At 29.6% G+C, this 19,152-nt stretch carries 22 protein-coding genes; 8 read left to right on the forward strand and 14 right to left on the reverse strand.

Features of this window, described 5'->3' with window-relative positions:
- The 4 genes from L8W56_RS07975 to moaC form a co-directional block, all read right to left on the reverse strand.
- A partial coding sequence (locus tag L8W56_RS07975; protein WP_263659934.1) for a cache domain-containing protein occupies nt 1-907 on the reverse strand: 907 nt, incomplete at its 3' end.
- 50 nt (nt 908-957) lie between these two features.
- Nucleotides 958-2,088, reverse strand: coding sequence for a hypothetical protein (locus L8W56_RS07980; protein WP_133319953.1), 1,131 nt, complete (start codon nt 2,086-2,088; stop codon nt 958-960).
- Nucleotides 2,089-2,100: 12 nt separating this feature from the next.
- Nucleotides 2,101-2,364 (reverse strand): DUF493 family protein, encoded by a 264-nt coding sequence (locus tag L8W56_RS07985; protein WP_133319952.1) that lies wholly within the window; start codon nt 2,362-2,364, stop codon nt 2,101-2,103.
- A complete protein-coding gene (moaC, locus tag L8W56_RS07990; protein WP_263659935.1) occupies nt 2,342-2,815 on the reverse strand; it encodes a cyclic pyranopterin monophosphate synthase MoaC in 474 nt (157 codons plus the stop codon). The genes L8W56_RS07985 and moaC overlap by 23 nt, the downstream gene beginning before the upstream one ends.
- An 87-nt stretch (nt 2,816-2,902) precedes the next feature.
- Here moaC and L8W56_RS07995 point away from each other — a divergent pair, with 87 nt between their 5' ends.
- A complete protein-coding gene (locus tag L8W56_RS07995) occupies nt 2,903-3,064 on the forward strand; it encodes a highly acidic protein (protein ID WP_133319950.1) in 162 nt (53 codons plus the stop codon).
- A 2-nt stretch (nt 3,065-3,066) separates the two neighbouring features.
- Nucleotides 3,067-4,377 (forward strand): MFS transporter, encoded by a 1,311-nt coding sequence (locus tag L8W56_RS08000; protein WP_263659936.1) that lies wholly within the window; start codon nt 3,067-3,069, stop codon nt 4,375-4,377.
- Here L8W56_RS08000 and L8W56_RS08005 read toward each other — a convergent pair.
- A complete protein-coding gene (locus tag L8W56_RS08005) occupies nt 4,346-4,822 on the reverse strand; it encodes a cysteine permease (RefSeq protein WP_263659937.1) in 477 nt (158 codons plus the stop codon). The genes L8W56_RS08000 and L8W56_RS08005 overlap by 32 nt on opposite strands.
- A gap of 111 nt (nt 4,823-4,933) precedes the next feature.
- On the opposite strand from L8W56_RS08005, the gene L8W56_RS08010 reads away from it, so the two are divergent.
- Nucleotides 4,934-5,317 carry a group III truncated hemoglobin gene (locus L8W56_RS08010; RefSeq protein ID WP_263659938.1) on the forward strand — a complete coding sequence of 128 codons (384 nt, stop codon included), beginning with the start codon at nt 4,934-4,936 and terminating at the stop codon, nt 5,315-5,317.
- Nucleotides 5,318-5,333: 16 nt separating this feature from the next.
- On the opposite strand, the gene L8W56_RS08015 is transcribed toward L8W56_RS08010, so the two are convergent.
- From L8W56_RS08015 to recA, 4 genes are all read right to left on the reverse strand, one after another.
- Nucleotides 5,334-6,017 carry an AMIN domain-containing protein gene (locus tag L8W56_RS08015; RefSeq protein ID WP_133319946.1) on the reverse strand — a complete coding sequence of 228 codons (684 nt, stop codon included), beginning with the start codon at nt 6,015-6,017 and terminating at the stop codon, nt 5,334-5,336.
- Entirely contained in the window at nt 6,007-6,183 is a 177-nt protein-coding gene (locus tag L8W56_RS08020) for a hypothetical protein (RefSeq protein ID WP_259443318.1), read from the reverse strand. The genes L8W56_RS08015 and L8W56_RS08020 overlap by 11 nt, the downstream gene beginning before the upstream one ends.
- A 101-nt stretch (nt 6,184-6,284) precedes the next feature.
- Nucleotides 6,285-7,529, reverse strand: a complete 1,245-nt coding sequence (gene eno / locus L8W56_RS08025; protein ID WP_263659939.1) for a phosphopyruvate hydratase — start codon at nt 7,527-7,529, stop codon at nt 6,285-6,287.
- On the reverse strand, nt 7,529-8,563 hold the full coding sequence (gene recA / locus L8W56_RS08030) for a recombinase RecA (RefSeq protein ID WP_087700900.1): 1,035 nt from the start codon (nt 8,561-8,563) through the stop codon (nt 7,529-7,531). The genes eno and recA overlap by 1 nt, the downstream gene beginning before the upstream one ends.
- A gap of 109 nt (nt 8,564-8,672) precedes the next feature.
- Here recA and L8W56_RS08035 point away from each other — a divergent pair, with 109 nt between their 5' ends.
- From L8W56_RS08035 to L8W56_RS08045, 3 genes are read left to right on the forward strand one after another with little or no spacing between them, the layout of a single operon-like run.
- Entirely contained in the window at nt 8,673-9,536 is an 864-nt protein-coding gene (locus L8W56_RS08035; protein WP_263659940.1) for a menaquinone biosynthesis family protein, read from the forward strand.
- 26 nt (nt 9,537-9,562) lie between these two features.
- Nucleotides 9,563-9,829 carry a flagellar biosynthesis protein FliQ gene (fliQ, locus tag L8W56_RS08040; RefSeq protein WP_012660903.1) on the forward strand — a complete coding sequence of 89 codons (267 nt, stop codon included), beginning with the start codon at nt 9,563-9,565 and terminating at the stop codon, nt 9,827-9,829.
- Nucleotides 9,826-10,602: a UDP-N-acetylmuramate dehydrogenase gene (locus L8W56_RS08045; protein ID WP_263659941.1), complete on the forward strand. Its 777-nt coding sequence runs from the start codon at nt 9,826-9,828 to the stop codon at nt 10,600-10,602. The genes fliQ and L8W56_RS08045 overlap by 4 nt, the downstream gene beginning before the upstream one ends.
- On the opposite strand, the gene L8W56_RS08050 is transcribed toward L8W56_RS08045, so the two are convergent.
- The 5 genes from L8W56_RS08050 to topA are packed head-to-tail and all read right to left on the reverse strand — an operon-like array spanning nt 10,595 to nt 16,122.
- Entirely contained in the window at nt 10,595-11,245 is a 651-nt protein-coding gene (locus L8W56_RS08050) for a hypothetical protein (protein WP_263659942.1), read from the reverse strand. The two genes, L8W56_RS08045 and L8W56_RS08050, sit on opposite strands and share 8 nt — an antisense overlap.
- Complete coding sequence (locus L8W56_RS08055) at nt 11,245-12,003, reverse strand: 3'(2'),5'-bisphosphate nucleotidase CysQ (protein ID WP_263659943.1); 759 nt, start codon at nt 12,001-12,003, stop codon at nt 11,245-11,247. Before L8W56_RS08055 ends, L8W56_RS08050 begins: the two co-directional genes overlap by 1 nt.
- A gap of 39 nt (nt 12,004-12,042) precedes the next feature.
- Nucleotides 12,043-13,221: a cation:proton antiporter gene (locus L8W56_RS08060; RefSeq protein WP_133319939.1), complete on the reverse strand. Its 1,179-nt coding sequence runs from the start codon at nt 13,219-13,221 to the stop codon at nt 12,043-12,045.
- A complete protein-coding gene (locus L8W56_RS08065) occupies nt 13,202-14,038 on the reverse strand; it encodes a biotin synthase (protein WP_039627786.1) in 837 nt (278 codons plus the stop codon). The genes L8W56_RS08060 and L8W56_RS08065 overlap by 20 nt, the downstream gene beginning before the upstream one ends.
- Nucleotides 14,038-16,122 carry a type I DNA topoisomerase gene (gene topA / locus L8W56_RS08070; protein ID WP_412175529.1) on the reverse strand — a complete coding sequence of 695 codons (2,085 nt, stop codon included), beginning with the start codon at nt 16,120-16,122 and terminating at the stop codon, nt 14,038-14,040. The genes L8W56_RS08065 and topA overlap by 1 nt, the downstream gene beginning before the upstream one ends.
- A 130-nt stretch (nt 16,123-16,252) precedes the next feature.
- Here topA and L8W56_RS08075 point away from each other — a divergent pair, with 130 nt between their 5' ends.
- Entirely contained in the window at nt 16,253-17,965 is a 1,713-nt protein-coding gene (locus L8W56_RS08075; RefSeq protein WP_263659944.1) for a motility associated factor glycosyltransferase family protein, read from the forward strand.
- A 74-nt stretch (nt 17,966-18,039) separates the two neighbouring features.
- On the forward strand, nt 18,040-19,152 hold a 1,113-nt coding region (locus L8W56_RS08080; protein ID WP_263659945.1), incomplete at its 3' end, for a flagellin hook IN motif-containing protein.

Raw genomic sequence — 19,152 nt, forward strand, 5'->3', positions numbered from 1 at the left:
TGATAACACTTAAGGCAACCATGATACTTACAACAATTGTTTGTATTGTTGCTGTTTTGAAAATAGGCTCATTTATAACATCAGCACTTTCGGTGCTACAAACAAGGTAAGAAGATATTTTAGCACATATACCTAGTCTTTCTTTTCCTTTTAATCCATATTCAAAGAAAGAATAATCACCATTTTGTTTGTGTGCATTTAATACCGGTCCATGATCTACCGATGGATCTAATAACTGTTTGTTTTTAGCAACAAATATCTTTCCATTTTCATCAAATAAAAAGCTATTACCAGGCATATTTTCAAAATTTTCTTGAAGCTCTTTTACTGGAATATCAACCCCAATAATTCCTACAAAATTACCATTTTTATATATAGATTTAGTATATGTTATTACATATTGATTTGTTGCTTTATCAATATAAGGAGAAGTGATGAAAATATCTTTATTTTCTTTGGCTCCAATATACCATGGTCTAGTTCTAGCATCATAGTTGATATTTTGTCCATAAATTTCGATATTTTTATTATTTTTATCACTAGTATCATTACTTACAAGATTTTCTCCATTATCTAAACTTATAAAAGCAGATAAAACTCCAGAAGCTTTTCTATATGATTTTAAAATAGAGCCAACATTATCTATCAAAGCTTGTTCGGAATTTAATTTTTCATATGGAAATTCCAAAATTGTTTTTTCCAAATTTAAAATTAAATCACTATTGTGCTTTCGAAATGTTTCTAAAGAAGTTCGAGCAACTTGTAAAATATCATTTTGCCTTTTTAGCTCATTATCATAAAGGTATGTTTTGGTAAAGTAAAAACTTAACACACCTAAAATAATCAAACTTAGTGCAGTGAAAAAATTTGCCATTAAAGACAATTTAACTTTCAAAGTGTTAAACATAATTTCCTCCGTATTTTATTTTTGTAATTTTAATTTTTAAAAATTAATTATCAATTAATATTTTTTTTAATTAATTTTTTTGCTTTTTCCCACAATCTCACTCCCAATTCTTTTGCATTGTTTTTATCTAAATTTTTATATTTATGGCTTGCGAGTTTTTCGAGTTCATTTAACTCTTTAGCTAAGATATTGAGTTTGCTTTGTGCTAGCTTGCTAAAATCATCAATTTTTGGATTTTGTTTAATTTCATTAATTTTGATAAGAATTTGTTCTCTGTTTTCTTGTATTAAGCGTTTAAATTTGGCAAATAAAGTGTCAAATTTATTTTCTAATAAATCTTTAAGTATATCTTTTACGGGATTATTAAATTCTAATGATATTTTTTTAAGCATTTGGATAAATTCTTGCTCTATGTCTATAAGCTCTTTTTCTTTATTTTTTAAATCATGTTCTAAAGCGCTATATGCAAAGCTTGATTTAAATTTTTCAATCGCCAAAGAAATTCCTTCTTGTGTCCCATAAATACTTCCTATACATAAATCATAAGCAAAAGCCTTTGATTCGTTAGCAAGTTCAAAAGCAGCATTTAAAACTACTTGGGATATTTTTAAAATTCTTTCTTTTTCAAAGCTTCCTTCACAAATTGCATTAAATACAAGGTTTTTAGCGATTTCACAAGATGTAAGTTCTATGTTTTCACCTTTTTCTAAAGTTGTGATAAAAGCACTCTCGGCAGTTTCTTTTAAAAGGCCTAGTATTTCTATATCATAAAGCATTGCATCATTGATACTTATATTAAATTCATTTAAATTTAAATCTTTTAAAGTCTTTTCTAAATCAAAAAAGTTATCGCAAATTTTATGTTTAATGGTGTTTTTTTGTTCTTCTATTTTTACTTTTAATTTGCCATATTCGTTAATATAAACAAAAAATGCTTTTTTATCTTCTTCAACTCTAGCTTTAATAATACCTTGGATTATTTTGGAAATATTTTCTTCATTTATAAGTCCAAGTTTTTCTAATACTTTAGAAAAGATAGCAAAAAGCTCTTCATTGCTAGTATTTTCAAAACTAATTTTTTTATAACTTAGATTAAAAACAAGCTCACTAATTAAGTTTGGAATTTCATTTTTTTCACAAGCTAAGAGAGAATTTTCAAAAATTATGGCTAAATTTTTCATATTTTTCCTTTTTTATAATACAAATTTCGCTTTACTTTTTAATTGATTAAAAATATTTAAACGATCATCTTTACTATCGACATAAACACTTAAAAGATAACTTTTATATGTTCCTTGTTTGCTAGTATTTGAGATTTTATATTTAAATTCTCTTTCATTGAGTATTTGGGTGAAAATTTCTAAAGCATCAACTTCAGCTTCAAAAACGACTTTATAATCCCAAAAAGTAGGGTAGTTTATAATAGGTTCTTTTTTAAGATCGCAGATATTTACCACTTTTTCCTCCTTCTTTGCTTTCTAAAACTATATCAGTAATTTGCATACTTTTATCAATAGCTTTAACCATATCATAAATAGTTAAAAGCCCAATGCTAACAGCTGTTAAGCTTTCCATTTCAACCCCTGTTTTTCCTTCGCATTTTACGGTTACAAAGAGTTGAAAAGAACATTCTTCTTTGTTTTCTTCTATATGGGTTTGTACTTTTGAGATCATTAAAGGATGACACATTGGGATAAGATTTGAAGTTTGTTTAGCTCCTATTATGGCTGCTGTGATGGCAGTTTGCAAAACAGGCCCTTTTTTAGCTTTGTTTTCAATGATAGCTTCAAATGCTTCTTTGCTCATGTATATTTTACCGCTTGCACAAGCTTCTCTTTGGGTAATATCTTTTTGACTTACATCTACCATTTTGGGGTGATTTTTTTCATCTAAATGCGTTAAATTCATATTTTTCCTTAAGTAAAGTTTGAAAAATTATACCAAAATGTATATTTTTATATTAAAATACTACTAAAAAATTTTAAAGGATTTGCAATGGCTTATGATGATGAAGAATTTGAAAATTATGATGATGAAATGTATGATGAAGCAGATGATGATACTTATGCAAATAATCAAAGATCATATAATTATGATGATGATGATTATGAATACGATGATGATTATAGTGATGATGATACTTATGAGATGGATTAATCGTGGGTAAAAATCTTACTAAAAAAGACATAAAAGTTTTGAGTCTTTCTTCTTTGGGAGGGACTTTAGAATTTTACGATTTTATCATTTTTGTATTTTTTGCAAGTTATATTTCTAAAAATTTTTTTCCTGAAGATTTAAGTCCATTTTGGAAAATGTTTAATACTTATGGAATTTTTGCCGCAGGATATTTAGCTAGACCACTTGGTGGTATAATCATGGCACATTTTGGCGATAAATTTGGTCGTAAAAAAATGTTTATGCTTAGTATTTTACTGATGGTTGTGCCAACTTTTATGCTTGCTTTTATACCTACTTATGAAAGCATAGGATATTTATGTATAGTATTTTTAATATTTGTAAGGATTTGTCAAGGTATAGCTATAGGTGGGGAATTACCTGGTGCTTGGGTTTTTGTTTTTGAGCATGCTCCAAATGGACAAAAACGCACTTATCTTGGATTTTTAACAGCTTCTGTAGTAGGTGGAATTTTGCTTGGAAGTTTTGTATTTTTAATGATGAATAAGCTTTTTACACAAGAAGAACTTTATGAATGGGCCTGGAGAATTCCATTTTTCTTAGGAGGAATTTTTGGGATTATTTCTGCTTATTTGCGTAAATTTTTACAAGAAACACCTGTTTTTGAACAAATGAAAAAAGATAAGGCTTTAGAAAAATTCCCTCTAAAAGAAGTATTTAAAAAAGCTAAGCTGGGCGTTGTACTTTCTATGTTGATAACTTGGGTTTTGACGGCTTGTATTGTTGTGATGATTTTAACTATACCTTCTTTTATGGCAAAAATGTTAAATATTGATGCAAGCTTTCAAACTTACATACAAATGTTTGGTATAGTTTTGCTTGTAATTGGTTGTATATTAAGTGGAATTTTGGCTGATAAAATAGGTATAGTAAAAGCTTGTATGATTTTTTCGCTAGGATTTTTCTTAACTTGTTTATTTTATTTTAACGCTCTTTATACTAAAACACCTGATTTTAATTTAGTGAGTGTGTACTATTTAAGCGCTTGCTTTTTTACCGGAGTGATGAATTTTTGTCCTTTGATGATGAGTGAGGTATTTGATGCTAAGGTTAAATTTTCAGGGCTTAGTTTTTCTTATAATATAGCTTATGCAATAGCTGGTGGGTTTACTCCGCAACTTGCTTTATTTTTACACACTATTGCTTTGGGAAATTTAGAAAATATTGTTCGTTTTTCTTTAGGATTTTATATGTTTACTATGGCTATAATTTCGCTTGCTTGTGCTTTGATATTTAAATATCTTAGTAATACCCAACGCACATACTCTCAGTGATTTTAATGCGTTTTTCCAAAGGAGTAGGACTGAAAAAATGGCATTTTTCGATATAAATATTATAACTATAATCTAAATTTAAAAAATCATAAAATGCCTTTAAATTTACAAATTTAACCCCACAAACTTCTTTTATATCTAAGATTTTATAAATTTGAGAATTATTTTTTTCTACCAAATGTGATGGAGCTAAAGTAGTAAATGAGCAAAAGGCACTTGCTAATACAAAGCCACTTAGATTTTCACATTTTTGTATAAGATGTTGGTGTTTTTGTAAAATACTTTTTTTATGTAAAAATACCACTCTTGTGCCTTGATAGCGTGCTGCCTGAACATTTTTCCAAAATTTATAAGCATTTTTGGAAATATTTGCTAATTGGTGTAATTGTATATTTAAAATATAATTATCCAAGAATTGATTGGGTGGTAAAATAGTATAAGTCATATTTTTTCTTTAAATTTGTTTTTTTATGATTATACTAAAAATTGACTTTTGTTTATATTTTTAATTTCTAAATTTAATACAATAAGCCAAAATTATTTTTTAAGGAAAAGTATGAAATTTGAAACTATTAATCATGAGGGTATAAAAAAACTTATGGATGTTTTTTATGCAAAAGTTAGAATAGACAAGGATTTAGGGCCTATTTTTAATGAAAAAATTGGTATAGATGATGAGAGTTGGAAAAAACATAAAGAAAAAATAGCAAGTTTTTGGGCAGGGATGTTTTTAGGTGATCCAAGTTATAGCGGTTCTCCTTTGAGAGCTCATCATGAATTACCTTCATTTCCAAGAGAATTTTTTGATGTTTGGCTTAATCTATTTGATGAGAGTTTGCAAGAAGTTTTCGAAGATGAACCAAGAAGTATTATTATAGAAAGAGCTAAAATGATAGCTCAAAGATTTCAAATGATTATTTATGATCACAGATTTGCTTAAGAGTTTTTAAAAACTCTTAGCGATAGTTAAAGGTATGTAAATTTTCACCTTGAGAGTATTTATAACTATATTTTCCATCAAGATAAATTACCAAACGATAATATCCTTTATGTGATCCAAATACAACTTTTCTAACATGAGCAGTATTAACTTGTAAAGTTTTTGTATTGAAATTTTGTTTTTTAGCAAAATCTATAATGATTTTAGTTGGATCTCCTATAGATAAATGTCTTAGCATTCTATCTTCGGTTTTGATATTAATCTTATTATTATAAAAGCTAATAGAAATAAAATTATAAATATTTCCACTAAAAATTGGTGTTTCAATGTTTAAAGTGGTATTGTTTTCTTCTGTTTTAGTGTTTTTTACCCCTTGTTCTTGTGGCACAGTAACAGAAACATCAAGTATAGGTGTGGCATTTGGACTTTTGGCTTTTATAAATGAGTAAGTATCATGCCAATTGATACTTTTGTATATATCTAGAGTAGTTTGCTCTTCAGAGCCATCAAGATTAATATAAGTAATAGTAATATTTTTTAAAATTCTTGCATCAGAATTAAAAGTAAAATCCTGTCTTTGAAAAGGACTAAGTTTTACAAACTCGGTGTTTTGCTGTTCTGAGTTATTGTCAAAAGGATTATCTTTTGCATTTAAAAATACACAGGATAATAAAAATAGTAAAAAAAATTTAATTCTCATGCGAATTTTCTCCTTTAAGTCTTAAAAGCTGTAGGTATTCTTTTTGAGCTTGGGCATTTTTAGCTTTTAAGGTTATTATGTTTTTCTCTAAAATTTTTTGCTCCTCTTTAAGCGATAATAAAACATCTAAAGAGGATTTGCCAAAAAACATATTACCAAAATACATAGCAACAATAATAGCTACAAATGATAATGCAATAGTTTTTATTAGATGATGACGAGCCTCCTTCTTTTTAGAATGCTCATCATACTCTTTTAATAAATCACTCAGAGTTTATCTCCTAAATACTCATCATTATCAAGTTCGATTTCTAACAAACGATTATATTTAGCTGTTCTTTCACCTCTTGCTAGAGCTCCTGTTTTGATTTGTCCTGTATTAAGCGCTACTGCAAAATCAGCTATAAAAGCATCTTCGCTTTCCCCGCTTCTATGACTCATAATACATCTGTAATTATTTCTATGAGCTAGTCTTACTGTTCTCATAGTTTGAGTGATTGTTCCGATTTGATTAGGCTTAATCAATACAGCATTTGCCATATTTTTCATGATACCTTCTCTTAAAATATCTTCATTAGTTACAAACAAATCATCACCCACAAGTTGAATTTTATTGCCAAGCTTTTGAGTGAGTTTAATCCAACCTTCATAATCATCTTCAGCCAAACCATCTTCAATACTAAAAATAGGATACTTAGCACATAATTCTTCATAGCGAGCAATCAAGTCTTCACTTGAGAAAACTTTACCCTCTAAATGGTATTTACCATCTTTATAAAGCTCACTACTTGCTACATCTAGTGCTAGTTTGATTTTATTTTCATAGCCTGCTTTTTTAATACAAGTCATTAAAAGATCAAGAGGTTCAGTGTTGTTTGCTAAATTTGGTGCAAAACCACCCTCATCGCCTAAAGCAGTAGAATGACCTAGATTAGCTAGTTCTTTTTTTAATACTGCATAAATTTCACAAACTGATCTCAATCCTTCTTTAAAGCTTGAAAAACCAAAAGGCATAATCATAAATTCTTGAAAATCTACACTATTGTTTGCGTGCGCACCGCCATTGATGATATTGCACATTGGCACAGGTAATACACTTGCATTTGCTCCACCTAAGTAACGATATAAAGGTACGCCTAGTGCATTAGCAACAGCACGCGCTGTTGCCATAGAAATTCCTAAAGTTGCATTTGCTCCTAGGTTGGAATAATTTTTTGTCCCATCAAGTTCTAAAAGAGTATTATCTAGCTGAGTTTGATTAAACGCATCAAGCCCTATAATGTTTTCAGCTATGGTGCCATTGATGTTTTCAATAGCTTTTAAAACACCTTTTCCGCCAAATCTCTCATCATTGTCTCTTAATTCTAAAGCTTCTTTTTTTCCTGTGCTTGCACCACTTGGAACGATAGCACTACCCACACTGCCATCGCTTAGCATGATTTCAGCTTTAATGGTAGGATTGCCTCTACTATCTAAAACTTCAAAAGCTCTTAAATCTTCAATAATCAACATTATTCTTCTCCTTCATCGTCTTCTTTTGCGCCCAAAATCATACTATCTATACCGATTGAGTTTTGTATAGCTTGAGTAATTTCATCTGCAATAGCTGGATTTTCTTTTAAAAAGGCTTTAGCATTTTCTCTACCTTGACCAAGTTTAGAAGCCTTGTAAGAAAACCATGCACCACTTTTATCAATAATATCAAGTTTTACACCATAATCTATTAGCTCGCCTTCACGACTTACACCCTCACCAAACATCACATCAAATTCAGCTTGTTTAAAAGGAGGGGCTACTTTGTTTTTAGCCACTTTTACTTTAACGCGGTTTCCAATAGGCTCATCATTTTGTTTTAAGGTGGCTGTTTTTCTTACATCTAAACGCACTGAAGCATAAAATTTTAAAGCATTTCCGCCGGTAGTTGTTTCAGGAGTGCCATAGCCCATCATGCCTATTTTCATACGAATTTGATTGATGAAAATTACAGTAGTGTTCATTTTATGAACGATACCGGTTAATTTTCTTAAAGCTTGGCTCATTAATCTTGCTTGAAGACCTACATGTTGATCTCCCATATCACCTTCAATTTCTGCTTTTGGAGTAAGTGCAGCAACGCTATCTACCACTATTAGATCAATGGCTCCACTTCTTGCTATAGTTTCAACGATTTCTAAGGCTTGTTCTCCAAAATCTGGTTGAGAGATGTAAAGATTTTCTGTATCAACACCTAAATTTTTTGCATATCTTACATCAAGAGCGTGTTCAGCATCAATAAACGCACAAACTCCACCTTTTTTTTGACATTCTGCTATGATGTGTAAGGTAAGTGTAGTTTTACCTGAACTTTCAGGTCCATAAATTTCTATAATTCTTCCTTTTGGAACCCCACCAATTCCTAAAGCTAAATCAAGTCCAACAGAACCTGTAGGAATAGAATCAATTTTTTCAACTTCTTTATCGCCAAGTCTTAAAATAGTGCCTTTTCCAAAGGTTTTATCAAGACTTTTTAAGGCTGCATCAAGTGATTTTCTTTTATTATCATCCATGCTTGTTAATCCTTTTATAATATGTTTAAAATTGTATCAAAAAGAAATTTAATATAAGTTTTTATTTTGAATTTTGCTAAAATACTTTTTTAGATTTTTAAGGAAAAAAATGAATAAAAAAATTAGCGTAGCGCACTCTCCTGATGCTGATGATATTTTTATGTATATGGCGATTAAATTTGGTTGGGTTGGAAATGCTTATGAGTATGAAAATACAGCCTTGGATATACAAACTTTAAATGAGCTTGCATTAGAAAATATATACGATGTTAGTGCGATATCTTTTGCACTTTATCCTTTAATAGCTAGTGAATATGCTTTATTAAAAACTGCTGTGAGTTTTGGTGAGGGTTATGGGCCAAAGCTTATTAAGAAAAAGAATAAAAAATTAAAGCCAAATTTTAAAGTTGCTTTAAGTGGAGCACACACTACTAATGCTTTAATCTTTCGCATAAAATATCCACAAGCTAGAATAATTTATAAGAATTTTTTAGAGATTGAAAAGGCTGTTTTAGAAGATGAAGTTGATGCGGGAGTGCTTATACATGAGAGCATTTTAGAATTTGATTCTAGTTTGTGTGTTGAGGCTGAACTTTGGGATATTTGGCAAGAATTAGCAAAAAATGATTTACCTTTACCTTTAGGTGGTATGGCCCTTAGAAGATCTTTACCGCTTAGTGATGCAATAGCAGTTGAAAAAGATTTGATTAAAGCAGTAGAAGTGGCCGATCATAATAGAAAAATCTTAGCCTCCATGCTTTTAGAGCGTAATTTAATACGCGTTGATGCACAAAAACTTGATGTGTATTTAAATTTATATGCAAATAAAAACTCTATTAATATGAATGATAAACAATACAATGCCATAGATAAGCTTTTTGAGCTTGGATATAATCATGGATTTTATGAGAAGTTAATGAAAAGTAAAGATTATCTTATCCCTAGTGAGTATGAAGAATTTAGAAATTCTTGATAGAATTTAAATTTTAAGGAGTAAATATGGAAAGTACTTTAGTAGCCTTGGGTGTACAAACTTTTAAAATCACACTTATGCTTTCTTTACCTATGCTTTTAGCAGGGCTTATTGCAGGGCTTATTATAAGTATTTTTCAAGCTGTAACGCAAATTAACGAAGCCACGCTTTCTTTTGTGCCAAAAATTTTACTTGTTGTTGTGGTAATAGTATTTTTAATGCCTTGGATGATAAGTTCTATGATTGATTTTACAACTAATATTTTAAATCAAATTCCAAGCTTTATTAGATGATTATTGATTTTTCTAAGTATTCTTCTGTGCGTATAGGTGAGAGCTTTGAAGTGCAAACACTTGAAGAGCCTTGCGAATTTGATGGTTTTTTAATAGGTGGGGCAAATAATCTTTTAATCTCTCCAAAACCCAAAAAACTTGGAATTTTAGGGAAAAGTTTTGATTATATTAAAATTTTAGAGCAAAATGAAAAAGGCATGTTTTTAGAGATAGGCTCTAGTGTGAAATCTTTTAAAATGTATCATTTTGCTAAAGAAAATAACCTAAAAGGCTTTGAGTTTTTAAAAAATATCCCAGGGACTTTGGGCGGTATTTTAAAAATGAATGCAGGATTAAAAGATGAGGATATTAGCAAAAATTTAATTAGTATTTGCACTTTTAATCAAGAAATTTTAAAACAAAATATTGCTTTTGCTTATAGGTTTAATCCTATTAAAGAAGTGATGTTTAGCGCGAAGTTTTTTTTAGAATATGGATTTGACTCAGTTAAAGATGAGCTTTTAAAAAATGCAAGAAAAAATCAACCCAAAGGTGCTAGCTTTGGCTCTATTTTTAAAAATCCCAAAAACGATCATGCAGGAAGGTTGATAGAAGCAGTTAATCTTAAAGGTTTTAGCAAAAATGATGCGATGTTTAGCAATGAACATGCAAATTTTTTAATCAATAAAAAACATGCTAGTTTTGATGATGCTTTATTTTTGATAGAGCTTGCTAAAAAAAGAGTTTTTGAAGAATTTGGGATTGTTTTAGAAGAAGAAGTGGTAATTATATAGTATTTTTAATATCTTCATAAACAATTTTAGCTATTTCATGGACTAATTCTTGATAAGATTTATTTTTATCATTTGTGCTAAATTGAGTATTGATAGTAAGGATTTTATGATCTTTTAGTTTTTTTATTTTGGCATTAAAAAGTTTGTATTCTATGTCGGCTTTGACTTCAAAATTGGAAAAAAGCAAGAAATTTTGTTGGTTTGCTTGAATGCTTTTTAAATCTAGCAAAATAATAAAATCAGCCTTTTTGAAACGATTAAATTCTAAAAACTCACTTGCATCGATGAAATTTTTATTTGTTTGTAAGATATTTTGGCTATTGATATAAGTTTGATTTTCTTTTTGACTAAGTAAGGCAAAATTATTTTGCTCATTTAAAATAGCACTTAATGCTTTTAGTGTGTCTTTTGCCATGCTTTTAGCATCGATTTTTAAATTTGAAAAATAAAAATTATATTCTTTTTCATAGCTTGGCACTAAAGCTAAGGTGTTAATGTGTGAGAGTTTATCATAATTTATATCTTGATCAAGATTGATGATATTAAAATCATCATTGTTTTGTAATTTGATGATTTTTTTATTTGCAAAAGAATTGGCATAAATAGCACTTAAAAAACACAAAAACACCAAAAAAAATCTCACTAAAAACCTTTTAATTTAAATTCATTCTTAGCAAAAGCTATAAAACTTGGAAGTTTAAAATCAGGACTATTGTAGTTTAAGGCCTTTTTATCAAAATCGTATAAAATTCCACCATTTTGTTTGACTAAAAAATCTCCCGCAGCTATATCCCAAGCTTTTGGGCCACCAAAACGCGGGTAAATTCCAGCTTTTGCTTCAAGTAAATATACAAACTTTAAAGCAGATGAAACCTTAATGCCTTCAAGATGATTTTGAATAAAAAAATCTTCATTATTATCATGGTTTTTAGAGTAAAGGGCTATATTTTTAACCTTTTCGTATTGCTCTAGACTAAGATTTAAAATTTCATTATTTTTATAAACTTTAGTATGGGTATGTGCATAATAAAACGCATTATTTTCCACATCGCCTATAAGCGAAAGCACAGGAGTGTTTTTATGGATTAATGCGATTAAAACACAATATTCTTTATCTTTTTTAGCATAAGATTTAGTGCCATCAAGAGGATCTATTAGCCAAAAATACTCTAAATTTTTTCTTTCTTCATAAGAAAGTATATTTTCTTCAGAGCATATAGCTATATCGCTTGAAGCTAAAATTTCACTAATAGCTTCATTAGATTTTATATCAGCTAAACCTACCGGGGAATCATCATCTTTAAGCCATAAGGTATTTTTGTCTTTATATTCAAGCAATACCTTAGAGGCTTCCTTGCCTGCTTTTAAGGCTAATTCTAAAAGTGTGTCTAAATTTTTCATAAGAAAATTATAGCAAGTGAAAATAAATACTTAGTAGAGTTATTTTCTACTAAGATTATTGATAAATTTTATTAAGCTAATAGCTAAAATTGCTTCAAGTAAAGCAGTAAGCACTAATCCTGAGTATATATCTTGAGTGATAATATTAGTTTGATAAGAAAGCGTGGCTACTGCGATAAGTAAGGTTAGTGGCATAGAATGGCTTAAGCCAAATAAAAAGGTATTTTTTAAACCAAGTATTTTTACAAAAGTCATAGCACAAAGTATTCTTAGTCCTATCATAAAGATAGTTAGTGAAAAAGCTATGATTAAAACTTGAGGGTTTAAAAGCATTTGGAGTTTAAAGCTTGAACCTATATAAATGAAAAATATAGGGATTAAAAAGCCATAACCAAAACTAGAAAGTTTATGCTCTAAGTCTTTTTTATGATCAAAAAAAGTAGCTATAAATGAACCCGCTATAAAAGCTCCAAGTGCAACTTCAAGTTTAAAATAAATCATAATTGCAACTATGGCTATGAAAATTGCCATGCAAAATCTTATATCTTTTTCGTTTTGATCTTGCCAAGGCATGAGTATAGTTTTAAGTTGTGGATACCACCAAAAAAGCACTTCTAAAAATTTAAATCCAAAAATACAAAGTGCTAAAAATCCCACTAGGTATAATAAATTTTGAGTGAGTGAGAAAAGATCAGCACCTTTTCCCAAAAATGCCGCAGCTATGGTAAGTAAAACTATGCTTACAACTTCAGCTAAAGTGGCTACCACCATGGATACATTAAGCCATTCACAGTTTTTCCCAAAGTCTCTATAAAGCGTTGAGAGCAAACCCACACTCATAACAGGTATGATAATGACAAAAATATAAGAAATATCTATACTTTCAACCGCTAAAACACTAAAAACATATAAAAGTATGATGTAAATAAAAGCTTTATTAAGTAAGCTTCTTTCGGTTTTTAAAAAGGTTTTAAGATTGATTTCCATCCCTGCTATAAACATAAGATAGTAAAATCCTGCATTAGCCAAAAGCTTAAAATTCTCACTTTCTCCTATAAAACCTAAAAATCCTATAAAAGAGCCAAGCATAATTTCAGTAGCTGAAAGTGGGAGTTTTAAAAATTTAGCAATATAAGGTGATGTAAGCAAACATCCTGCTACGACTAATAAAATTTTTAAATCCGTAGCAGCTTGAGCATCAATGGCATGAGCTAGCAAAGCTAAATCCCATTTGTTTTAGTTTTTGTATGTCTTTGCTAGGTTCTTCGCCTTTAGTTGTAAGATAATCACCTACTACTATAGCACTAGCTCCTGCGTCAAAAATTTCATATTGTCTTTCTTTTAGCACTACTTCTCTACCACCTGCTACCATGATATGTGCATTTGGTAAGTCTTTTTTAGTATCTTTGATGATATTTAACGCCTCATCAGCATTTAATAAGTTTTGCTTGAGCTTTAAATTTTCATTTGGTATGAAAAAATTAATAGGTGAGGAAAAAGGATCAAGCTCTTTTAAACTTGTTCTAAAACTTTTTCTATCAGCTTCACTTTCTCCAAGACCATAAATTCCGCCACAGCAAAGCATTAAACCTGCTTCTTTAGCATAAAGATTAGTTTGAAATCTTTGCTCCCAAGTATGCGTAGAGCATATGTTTGGAAAAAATTCTTTAGAAGTTTCTAGATTATGATTATAAGAAAAAATTCCTGCTTTTTTTAATTCTTTGAGTTGTTCTAAATTTGCTATGCCATTGCAAGCTATGAGTAAAAGTCCTTCTACTTCTTTTTGCACCGCATGAGCTACTTTGCACACATACTCAAGTTTTTCATCATCAAGTCCAGCACCTGCTGTAACTAAACAAAAACCTAAAGCCTCGTTTTTCTTAGCTATTTTAGCTTCTAAAACAATTTGATCTATATCTTTTCTTTTGTATTTGTTGATATTAGTTTTTACATGAGCGCTTTGAGTGCAGTATTTACAATCTTCCCCGCACCCTCCACTTGCTATATTAGATATAGCACAAAGCATGATTTGCATTAAATTTCCTTTTTGATTTTGCATTTTAAGCACTCTAAAAATGTGCCTTTTTTAAGCTCTTTGATAATCAAAGTTTCGCTACATTTGCTACATTTTTCTTCACTTGGTTTGTATTTGCTTATATAGTTGCATTTTGGATAAGCACTACATCCATAAAATTTACCACGCTTAGAAAAACGCTCCACGATCTCGCCTTCTTGACAGCTTGGGCATTTCACGCCTATGGTATTGAGTTTTTTCTCGCTTTTTTCTTCATTTTGTGTTTCTTGTTTTAAATTTCTTGAGTATTTACATTTTGGAAAATTTAAACAAGCTATAAATTCTCCATATCTTCCTTTTCTTATAGCAAGCTCTCCACCGCAATCAGGGCAGGTTTCATCTAGCTTTGTGAAAGTTTTTTGGCTTTTTATGTTTTTTTTACCTTCATCAATTTTTCTCATAAAAGGAAAATAAAACTCTCTTAAAACTTCTTGCCAGTCCATTTTGCCTTCTGCAATGATATCAAGTTTATCTTCCATTTTAGAAGTAAAATCACTATCTACTATATCGCTAAAGTTTTGTTCTAAAACTTCTGTTACAACAAAGGCTATTTCATTAGGTATGATTTGCTTTTTATCTATACGCACATATTCTCTTGCACTAAGTAAAGAGATGGTTGGAGCATAAGTAGAAGGGCGTCCTATGCCAAGATTTTCTAACTTTTTAACAAGTCCAGCTTCAGAGTATCTTGAAGGTGGCTCGGTAAAATGCGAGTTTAATTCTATATTTTGTATATTTAGTATATCTTCTAGTTTTAAATTAGGTAAAATTTTATCTTTATCCATATCTCCATATACTTTATAATGCCCATCAAATAAAATTTTTCTACCACTTATTTTAAAACTTGCTTCGTTTGATTTTGCATAGACATTTTGAGTTTGAGATATAGCAGGATTCATTTGTGAAGCTAAAAAGCGATTATATATTAAAGTATATAATCTTGCTTCATCTTTTTCTAAAAATTCACTTGCAAGTTTTGGAGTAAAGCTAAGATTAGTCGGTCTTATGGCTTCGTGTGCTTCTTGAGCGCCTTTGCTTTTAGTGGTATAAATATTTGCTTTGCTTGGTAAGTATTCTTTGCCAAAATCATTTTTGATGAGTTTTCTTACTTCTTCTAAAGCTTCTTTTGCGATGTTTAAGCTGTCAGTTCTCATATAAGTGATCACACCCATAATACCTTGATGGGTTTTTACACCCTCGTAAAGTTTTTGGGCAATCATCATGGTTTTTTTAGGATTAAAACCTAGGCGATTGCTCGCGCTTTGTTGCAGGGTTGAGGTCATAAAAGGTGCTTGTGGAGCTATTTTTCTATCTTTACTTTCTATATCTTTTATTTTAAAGTTAGCATTTTTGCAAGCTTCAAAGATGAGTTTGGCTCTATCTTCGTTAGTTAGACTTAGTTTTTCTATCTTTTGATTTTGAAATTCGACTAATTCAGCTTGCAAGTCTTTTTCAAAAATCATATCTATACTAAAGTATTTTAAAGGAGTAAAAGCTTTTATTTCTCTTTCCCTATCGACGATGATTTTTAAAGCCGCACTTTGCACACGCCCTGCACTTAAGCCTTTTTGGATTTTTTGATTTAGTAAAGGACTTAATTTATAGCCTACTATACGATCAAGTAAGCGTCTAGTTTGTTGAGCATTGACACTATTTACATTTAAAGATCTTGGGTTTTTTAAAGCATTTTCTATAGCGCTTTTAGTAATCTCATGAAAAACTATGCGTGGCAGGGAATTTTCATCTTTATTAATAGCCTTAGCTATATGATAAGCTATGGCTTCACCCTCACGATCCTCATCGGTTGCAAGGTAGATGGTTTTAGCTTTTTTAGCCTTTTCTTTGAGTTCTTTTACTAAACTTGAATGATCATTTGAAATTCTATATTCTGGTTTAAAATTTTCATCTTCTATTTTTATACCAAAGCTAGTTTTAGGTAAATCTCTAATGTGGCCTTTAGAAGCTATTACCTCATAGTCTTTACCTAGAAAATTACCTATGGTTTTAGCTTTAGCAGGTGATTCTACTATGATTAAATTTTTCATTATTTTCCTTATAAGGATTAAAATTAGTAAAAGTGTATAAAAAAAAGTTAAATTTTTTGCTTAGATGGATTTTTAAATAAAATGCAATTAATGATATAATTTTTTATAATTTAATTTCATAGGATATAAAATGTTTTTGCAAAAAAACTTACAAGCTTTAGAATTTACCAATAAACCATTACAAGAAAAAATTCTATCTTTAAAAGAAGAATTTATCGACATCTTTCCAAGTCAAACACCCTTTGTGCCTTCAAAAGATGATTTAATAAAACCTAATATATTTTTTTGCGGTATAGGAGATGGACTTTTTTTAAAAAAGCTTATTAATAAACATATTTTTATTTTTGATAAAGCAGAATTTTTTGCTAATGTTTTAAGCAAGATGGATTTGAGTCAAGAGCTTTCAAGCGGAAAAATATATCTTTGTGATGTAGAAGAGAAAAGATTAGAAGAGTATCTTGTTTTGCTTTTTTCACAAAAAGATTGTTTTGAGTATTTAGGGCTTTTTAAACTTTTGCCTTATAGTGAATTTTATAACAATAGTCCTATATTTGATTTTGTGTATCACAAATGTTTAGATGTGATAAAAAGAGTGGTGGGAAATGTTGATACAAGTTTTACTATGGATGCTAAAATTTATAAACAATTTTTATCTAACATACCTTTAGTCTTAAAAAACATTCCTTTTCAAAGATTTATTTATGAAAATAAAGGAAGAAATAAAAGTGTTATTGTGGTGTGCGCAGGTCCTTCTTTAAATAAACAACTTAAGCTTTTAAAAACTTGTCAAGATGATTATGTGATATTTGCTTTAGATGCTACTTATAAGACTTTACTTAAGAATGAAATTTATCCTGATTTTGTTTTTTCTATGGATATTTACGAAGAATGTGCAAGTTTTTATGAAAATTTACCACAAAGTAAAAAAGAACCCATTTATATTATAAATGCTGCTGTAGATAAAGCTTTAATGCAAATTTTAGAAAATAAAAATCCAAAAATTTTTATTTTAAAAAATTTAGATTATCAACAAAAATTTAATTTAAATGATTTTGGTTATTTAGATATTGGTATCAATGTGGCTCATTTTGCTTATAATTTTGCTATAGCTTTGGGATTTACTAATGTAATCATGATAGGACAAGATTTGGCTTTTAGTGATAGTGGAAAATCTCACGCAGATGCAGCTAACTTTACTTTTCGTGATGAGGAAAAAGCTCAACACGATGCTACTAAATTAAATGTTTTGTCTTATGGAAAGAAAGGGTTTATTCAAACAAATATAGGCTGGGATGAATTTAGAAAAAGATTGGAAGTTTTATTTTTATCTCATCCTAATGTTAAGTTTTATAATGCCACAGAAGGTGGAGCTTTTATAGATTATACCATAGAGATACCTTTTGAAAAGGTTTTAGCACTATATAAAGATAAAAAACAAGATTATGTATTTCCAAATGTTTTAAGTATTAATAGGCAAGAAAAATTATTAAAAAAATCTTTGGAAATTTTACAAAAAGATTATTTAGAGTTAAATGCTTTACATCAAAAAGCAAAAGATCTTTTAGTAATTTTGCAAAATCAAAACGCAGTTTTTGATGAGCAAGTATCAAAGTTTATTTTTGATTTTAATGATTTATTAGATAATGCAAAAATTTTACAAAGTTTTATGTATAAACCATTGTTTTATTATAGAGCTTTTTTTAATGTGAGTTTATATCAAGAGTCTCAAAATGCTTTATCAAGTTATGTAGATTTTTTAAAGATATTTTTAGAAATTGCAGCGTTAAGTTTAGCAAGTATAGAAAATTCTATAAATGAATATAAAAATATCTTAAAAGTATAAATTTTTTTATCATTTTTTCGATATAGCTTAAACAACTGCATGGAAGCGGTTGAATTTATTTAAAAGGATTTAAAATGGGATTTCGTATAAATACTAATGTGGCATCTTTAAATGCTCAAAACAACGCAAATTTAAACTCAAGAGCATTAGATAGCTCTCTAAGCAGATTAAGTTCAGGTCTTAGAATCAACTCTGCAGCAGATGATGCTTCAGGTATGGCTATAGCAGATAGCTTAAGATCGCAAGCTAATACTTTAGGTCAAGCTATAAGCAATGGTAATGATGCTTTAGGTATTTTACAAACAGCTGATAAGGCTATGGATGAGCAGCTTAAAATCTTAGATACTATCAAAGTAAAAGCTACTCAAGCAGCACAAGATGGACAAACTACTAAAACAAGAAATATGCTTCAAGCTGATATTAATCGTTTGATGGAGCAACTTGATAATATTGCAAATCAAACTTCATTTAACGGAAAGCAGTTGTTAAGTGGTGGTTTTGTAAATCAAGAATTCCAAGTAGGTGCACAGTCAAATCAATCTATCAAAGCAAGTATTGGTTCAACTCAAAGTTCTAAAATAGGTGTAACTAGGTTTGAAACAGGCTCACAAGCTAAAGATAGTGGTATAGCTCAACTTACTATTAAAAACTATAATGGTATAGATGATTTTAAATTCCAACCTGTGGTAATTTCTACTTCAGTAGGAACAGGACTTGGAGCTTTAGCTGAAGAGATTAATAGAGTTTCTGATATTACAGGTGTTAGAGCAAATTTCTTAGTTGAAACTACGGGTGTTGGCAATATTAAAGCAGGCAAAACAGATCAAAATTTTGCTATTAATGGGGTAAAAATTGGTGAGGTTGAGTATAAAGATGGTGATGAAAATGGAGCCTTGATTTCAGCAATTAACTCAGTTAAAGATACTACAGGAGTAGAAGCCTCTAAAGATGCTAATGGTAGACTTGTATTAACCTCAAGAGATGGTAGAGGGATTAAAATAGAAGGTAACATGGGTCCTGGAGCAGGAGTTATGAAAAAAGACTATGAAAATTATGGTCGTTTATCTTTAATCAAAAATGATGGTAAAGATATATTAATATCAGGAAGTAATCTTTCTACTATAGGTATGGGTACGACCCAAATGATTTCTCAAGCTTCTATATCTTTAAGAGAGTCAAAAGGAAAT

Origin of the sequence: Campylobacter sp. IFREMER_LSEM_CL1085, from assembly GCF_025772235.1 — a bacterium.
GTDB lineage: Bacteria > Campylobacterota > Campylobacteria > Campylobacterales > Campylobacteraceae > Campylobacter_D > Campylobacter_D lari_D.

What these genes read in the sequence shown, in the direction of transcription:
- L8W56_RS08055 (WP_263659943.1), bottom strand. Translation starts at nt 12,003, where the DNA reads ATGAAAAATTTAGACACACTTTTAGAATTAGCCTTAAAAGCAGGCAAG.
- L8W56_RS08075 (WP_263659944.1), top strand. Translation starts at nt 16,253, where the DNA reads ATGTTTTTGCAAAAAAACTTACAAGCTTTAGAATTTACCAATAAACCA.
- L8W56_RS08010 (WP_263659938.1), top strand. Translation starts at nt 4,934, where the DNA reads ATGAAATTTGAAACTATTAATCATGAGGGTATAAAAAAACTTATGGAT.
- L8W56_RS08005 (WP_263659937.1), bottom strand. Translation starts at nt 4,822, where the DNA reads ATGACTTATACTATTTTACCACCCAATCAATTCTTGGATAATTATATT.
- recA (WP_087700900.1), bottom strand. Translation starts at nt 8,563, where the DNA reads ATGGATGATAATAAAAGAAAATCACTTGATGCAGCCTTAAAAAGTCTT.
- L8W56_RS08035 (WP_263659940.1), top strand. Translation starts at nt 8,673, where the DNA reads ATGAATAAAAAAATTAGCGTAGCGCACTCTCCTGATGCTGATGATATT.
- L8W56_RS07980 (WP_133319953.1), bottom strand. Translation starts at nt 2,088, where the DNA reads ATGAAAAATTTAGCCATAATTTTTGAAAATTCTCTCTTAGCTTGTGAA.
- topA (WP_412175529.1), bottom strand. Translation starts at nt 16,122, where the DNA reads ATGAAAAATTTAATCATAGTAGAATCACCTGCTAAAGCTAAAACCATA.
- moaC (WP_263659935.1), bottom strand. Translation starts at nt 2,815, where the DNA reads ATGAATTTAACGCATTTAGATGAAAAAAATCACCCCAAAATGGTAGAT.
- L8W56_RS08015 (WP_133319946.1), bottom strand. Translation starts at nt 6,017, where the DNA reads ATGAGAATTAAATTTTTTTTACTATTTTTATTATCCTGTGTATTTTTA.
- L8W56_RS07995 (WP_133319950.1), top strand. Translation starts at nt 2,903, where the DNA reads ATGGCTTATGATGATGAAGAATTTGAAAATTATGATGATGAAATGTAT.
- eno (WP_263659939.1), bottom strand. Translation starts at nt 7,529, where the DNA reads ATGTTGATTATTGAAGATTTAAGAGCTTTTGAAGTTTTAGATAGTAGA.
- L8W56_RS08065 (WP_039627786.1), bottom strand. Translation starts at nt 14,038, where the DNA reads ATGCAAATCATGCTTTGTGCTATATCTAATATAGCAAGTGGAGGGTGC.
- L8W56_RS08020 (WP_259443318.1), bottom strand. Translation starts at nt 6,183, where the DNA reads ATGTATTTTGGTAATATGTTTTTTGGCAAATCCTCTTTAGATGTTTTA.
- L8W56_RS08045 (WP_263659941.1), top strand. Translation starts at nt 9,826, where the DNA reads ATGATTATTGATTTTTCTAAGTATTCTTCTGTGCGTATAGGTGAGAGC.
- fliQ (WP_012660903.1), top strand. Translation starts at nt 9,563, where the DNA reads ATGGAAAGTACTTTAGTAGCCTTGGGTGTACAAACTTTTAAAATCACA.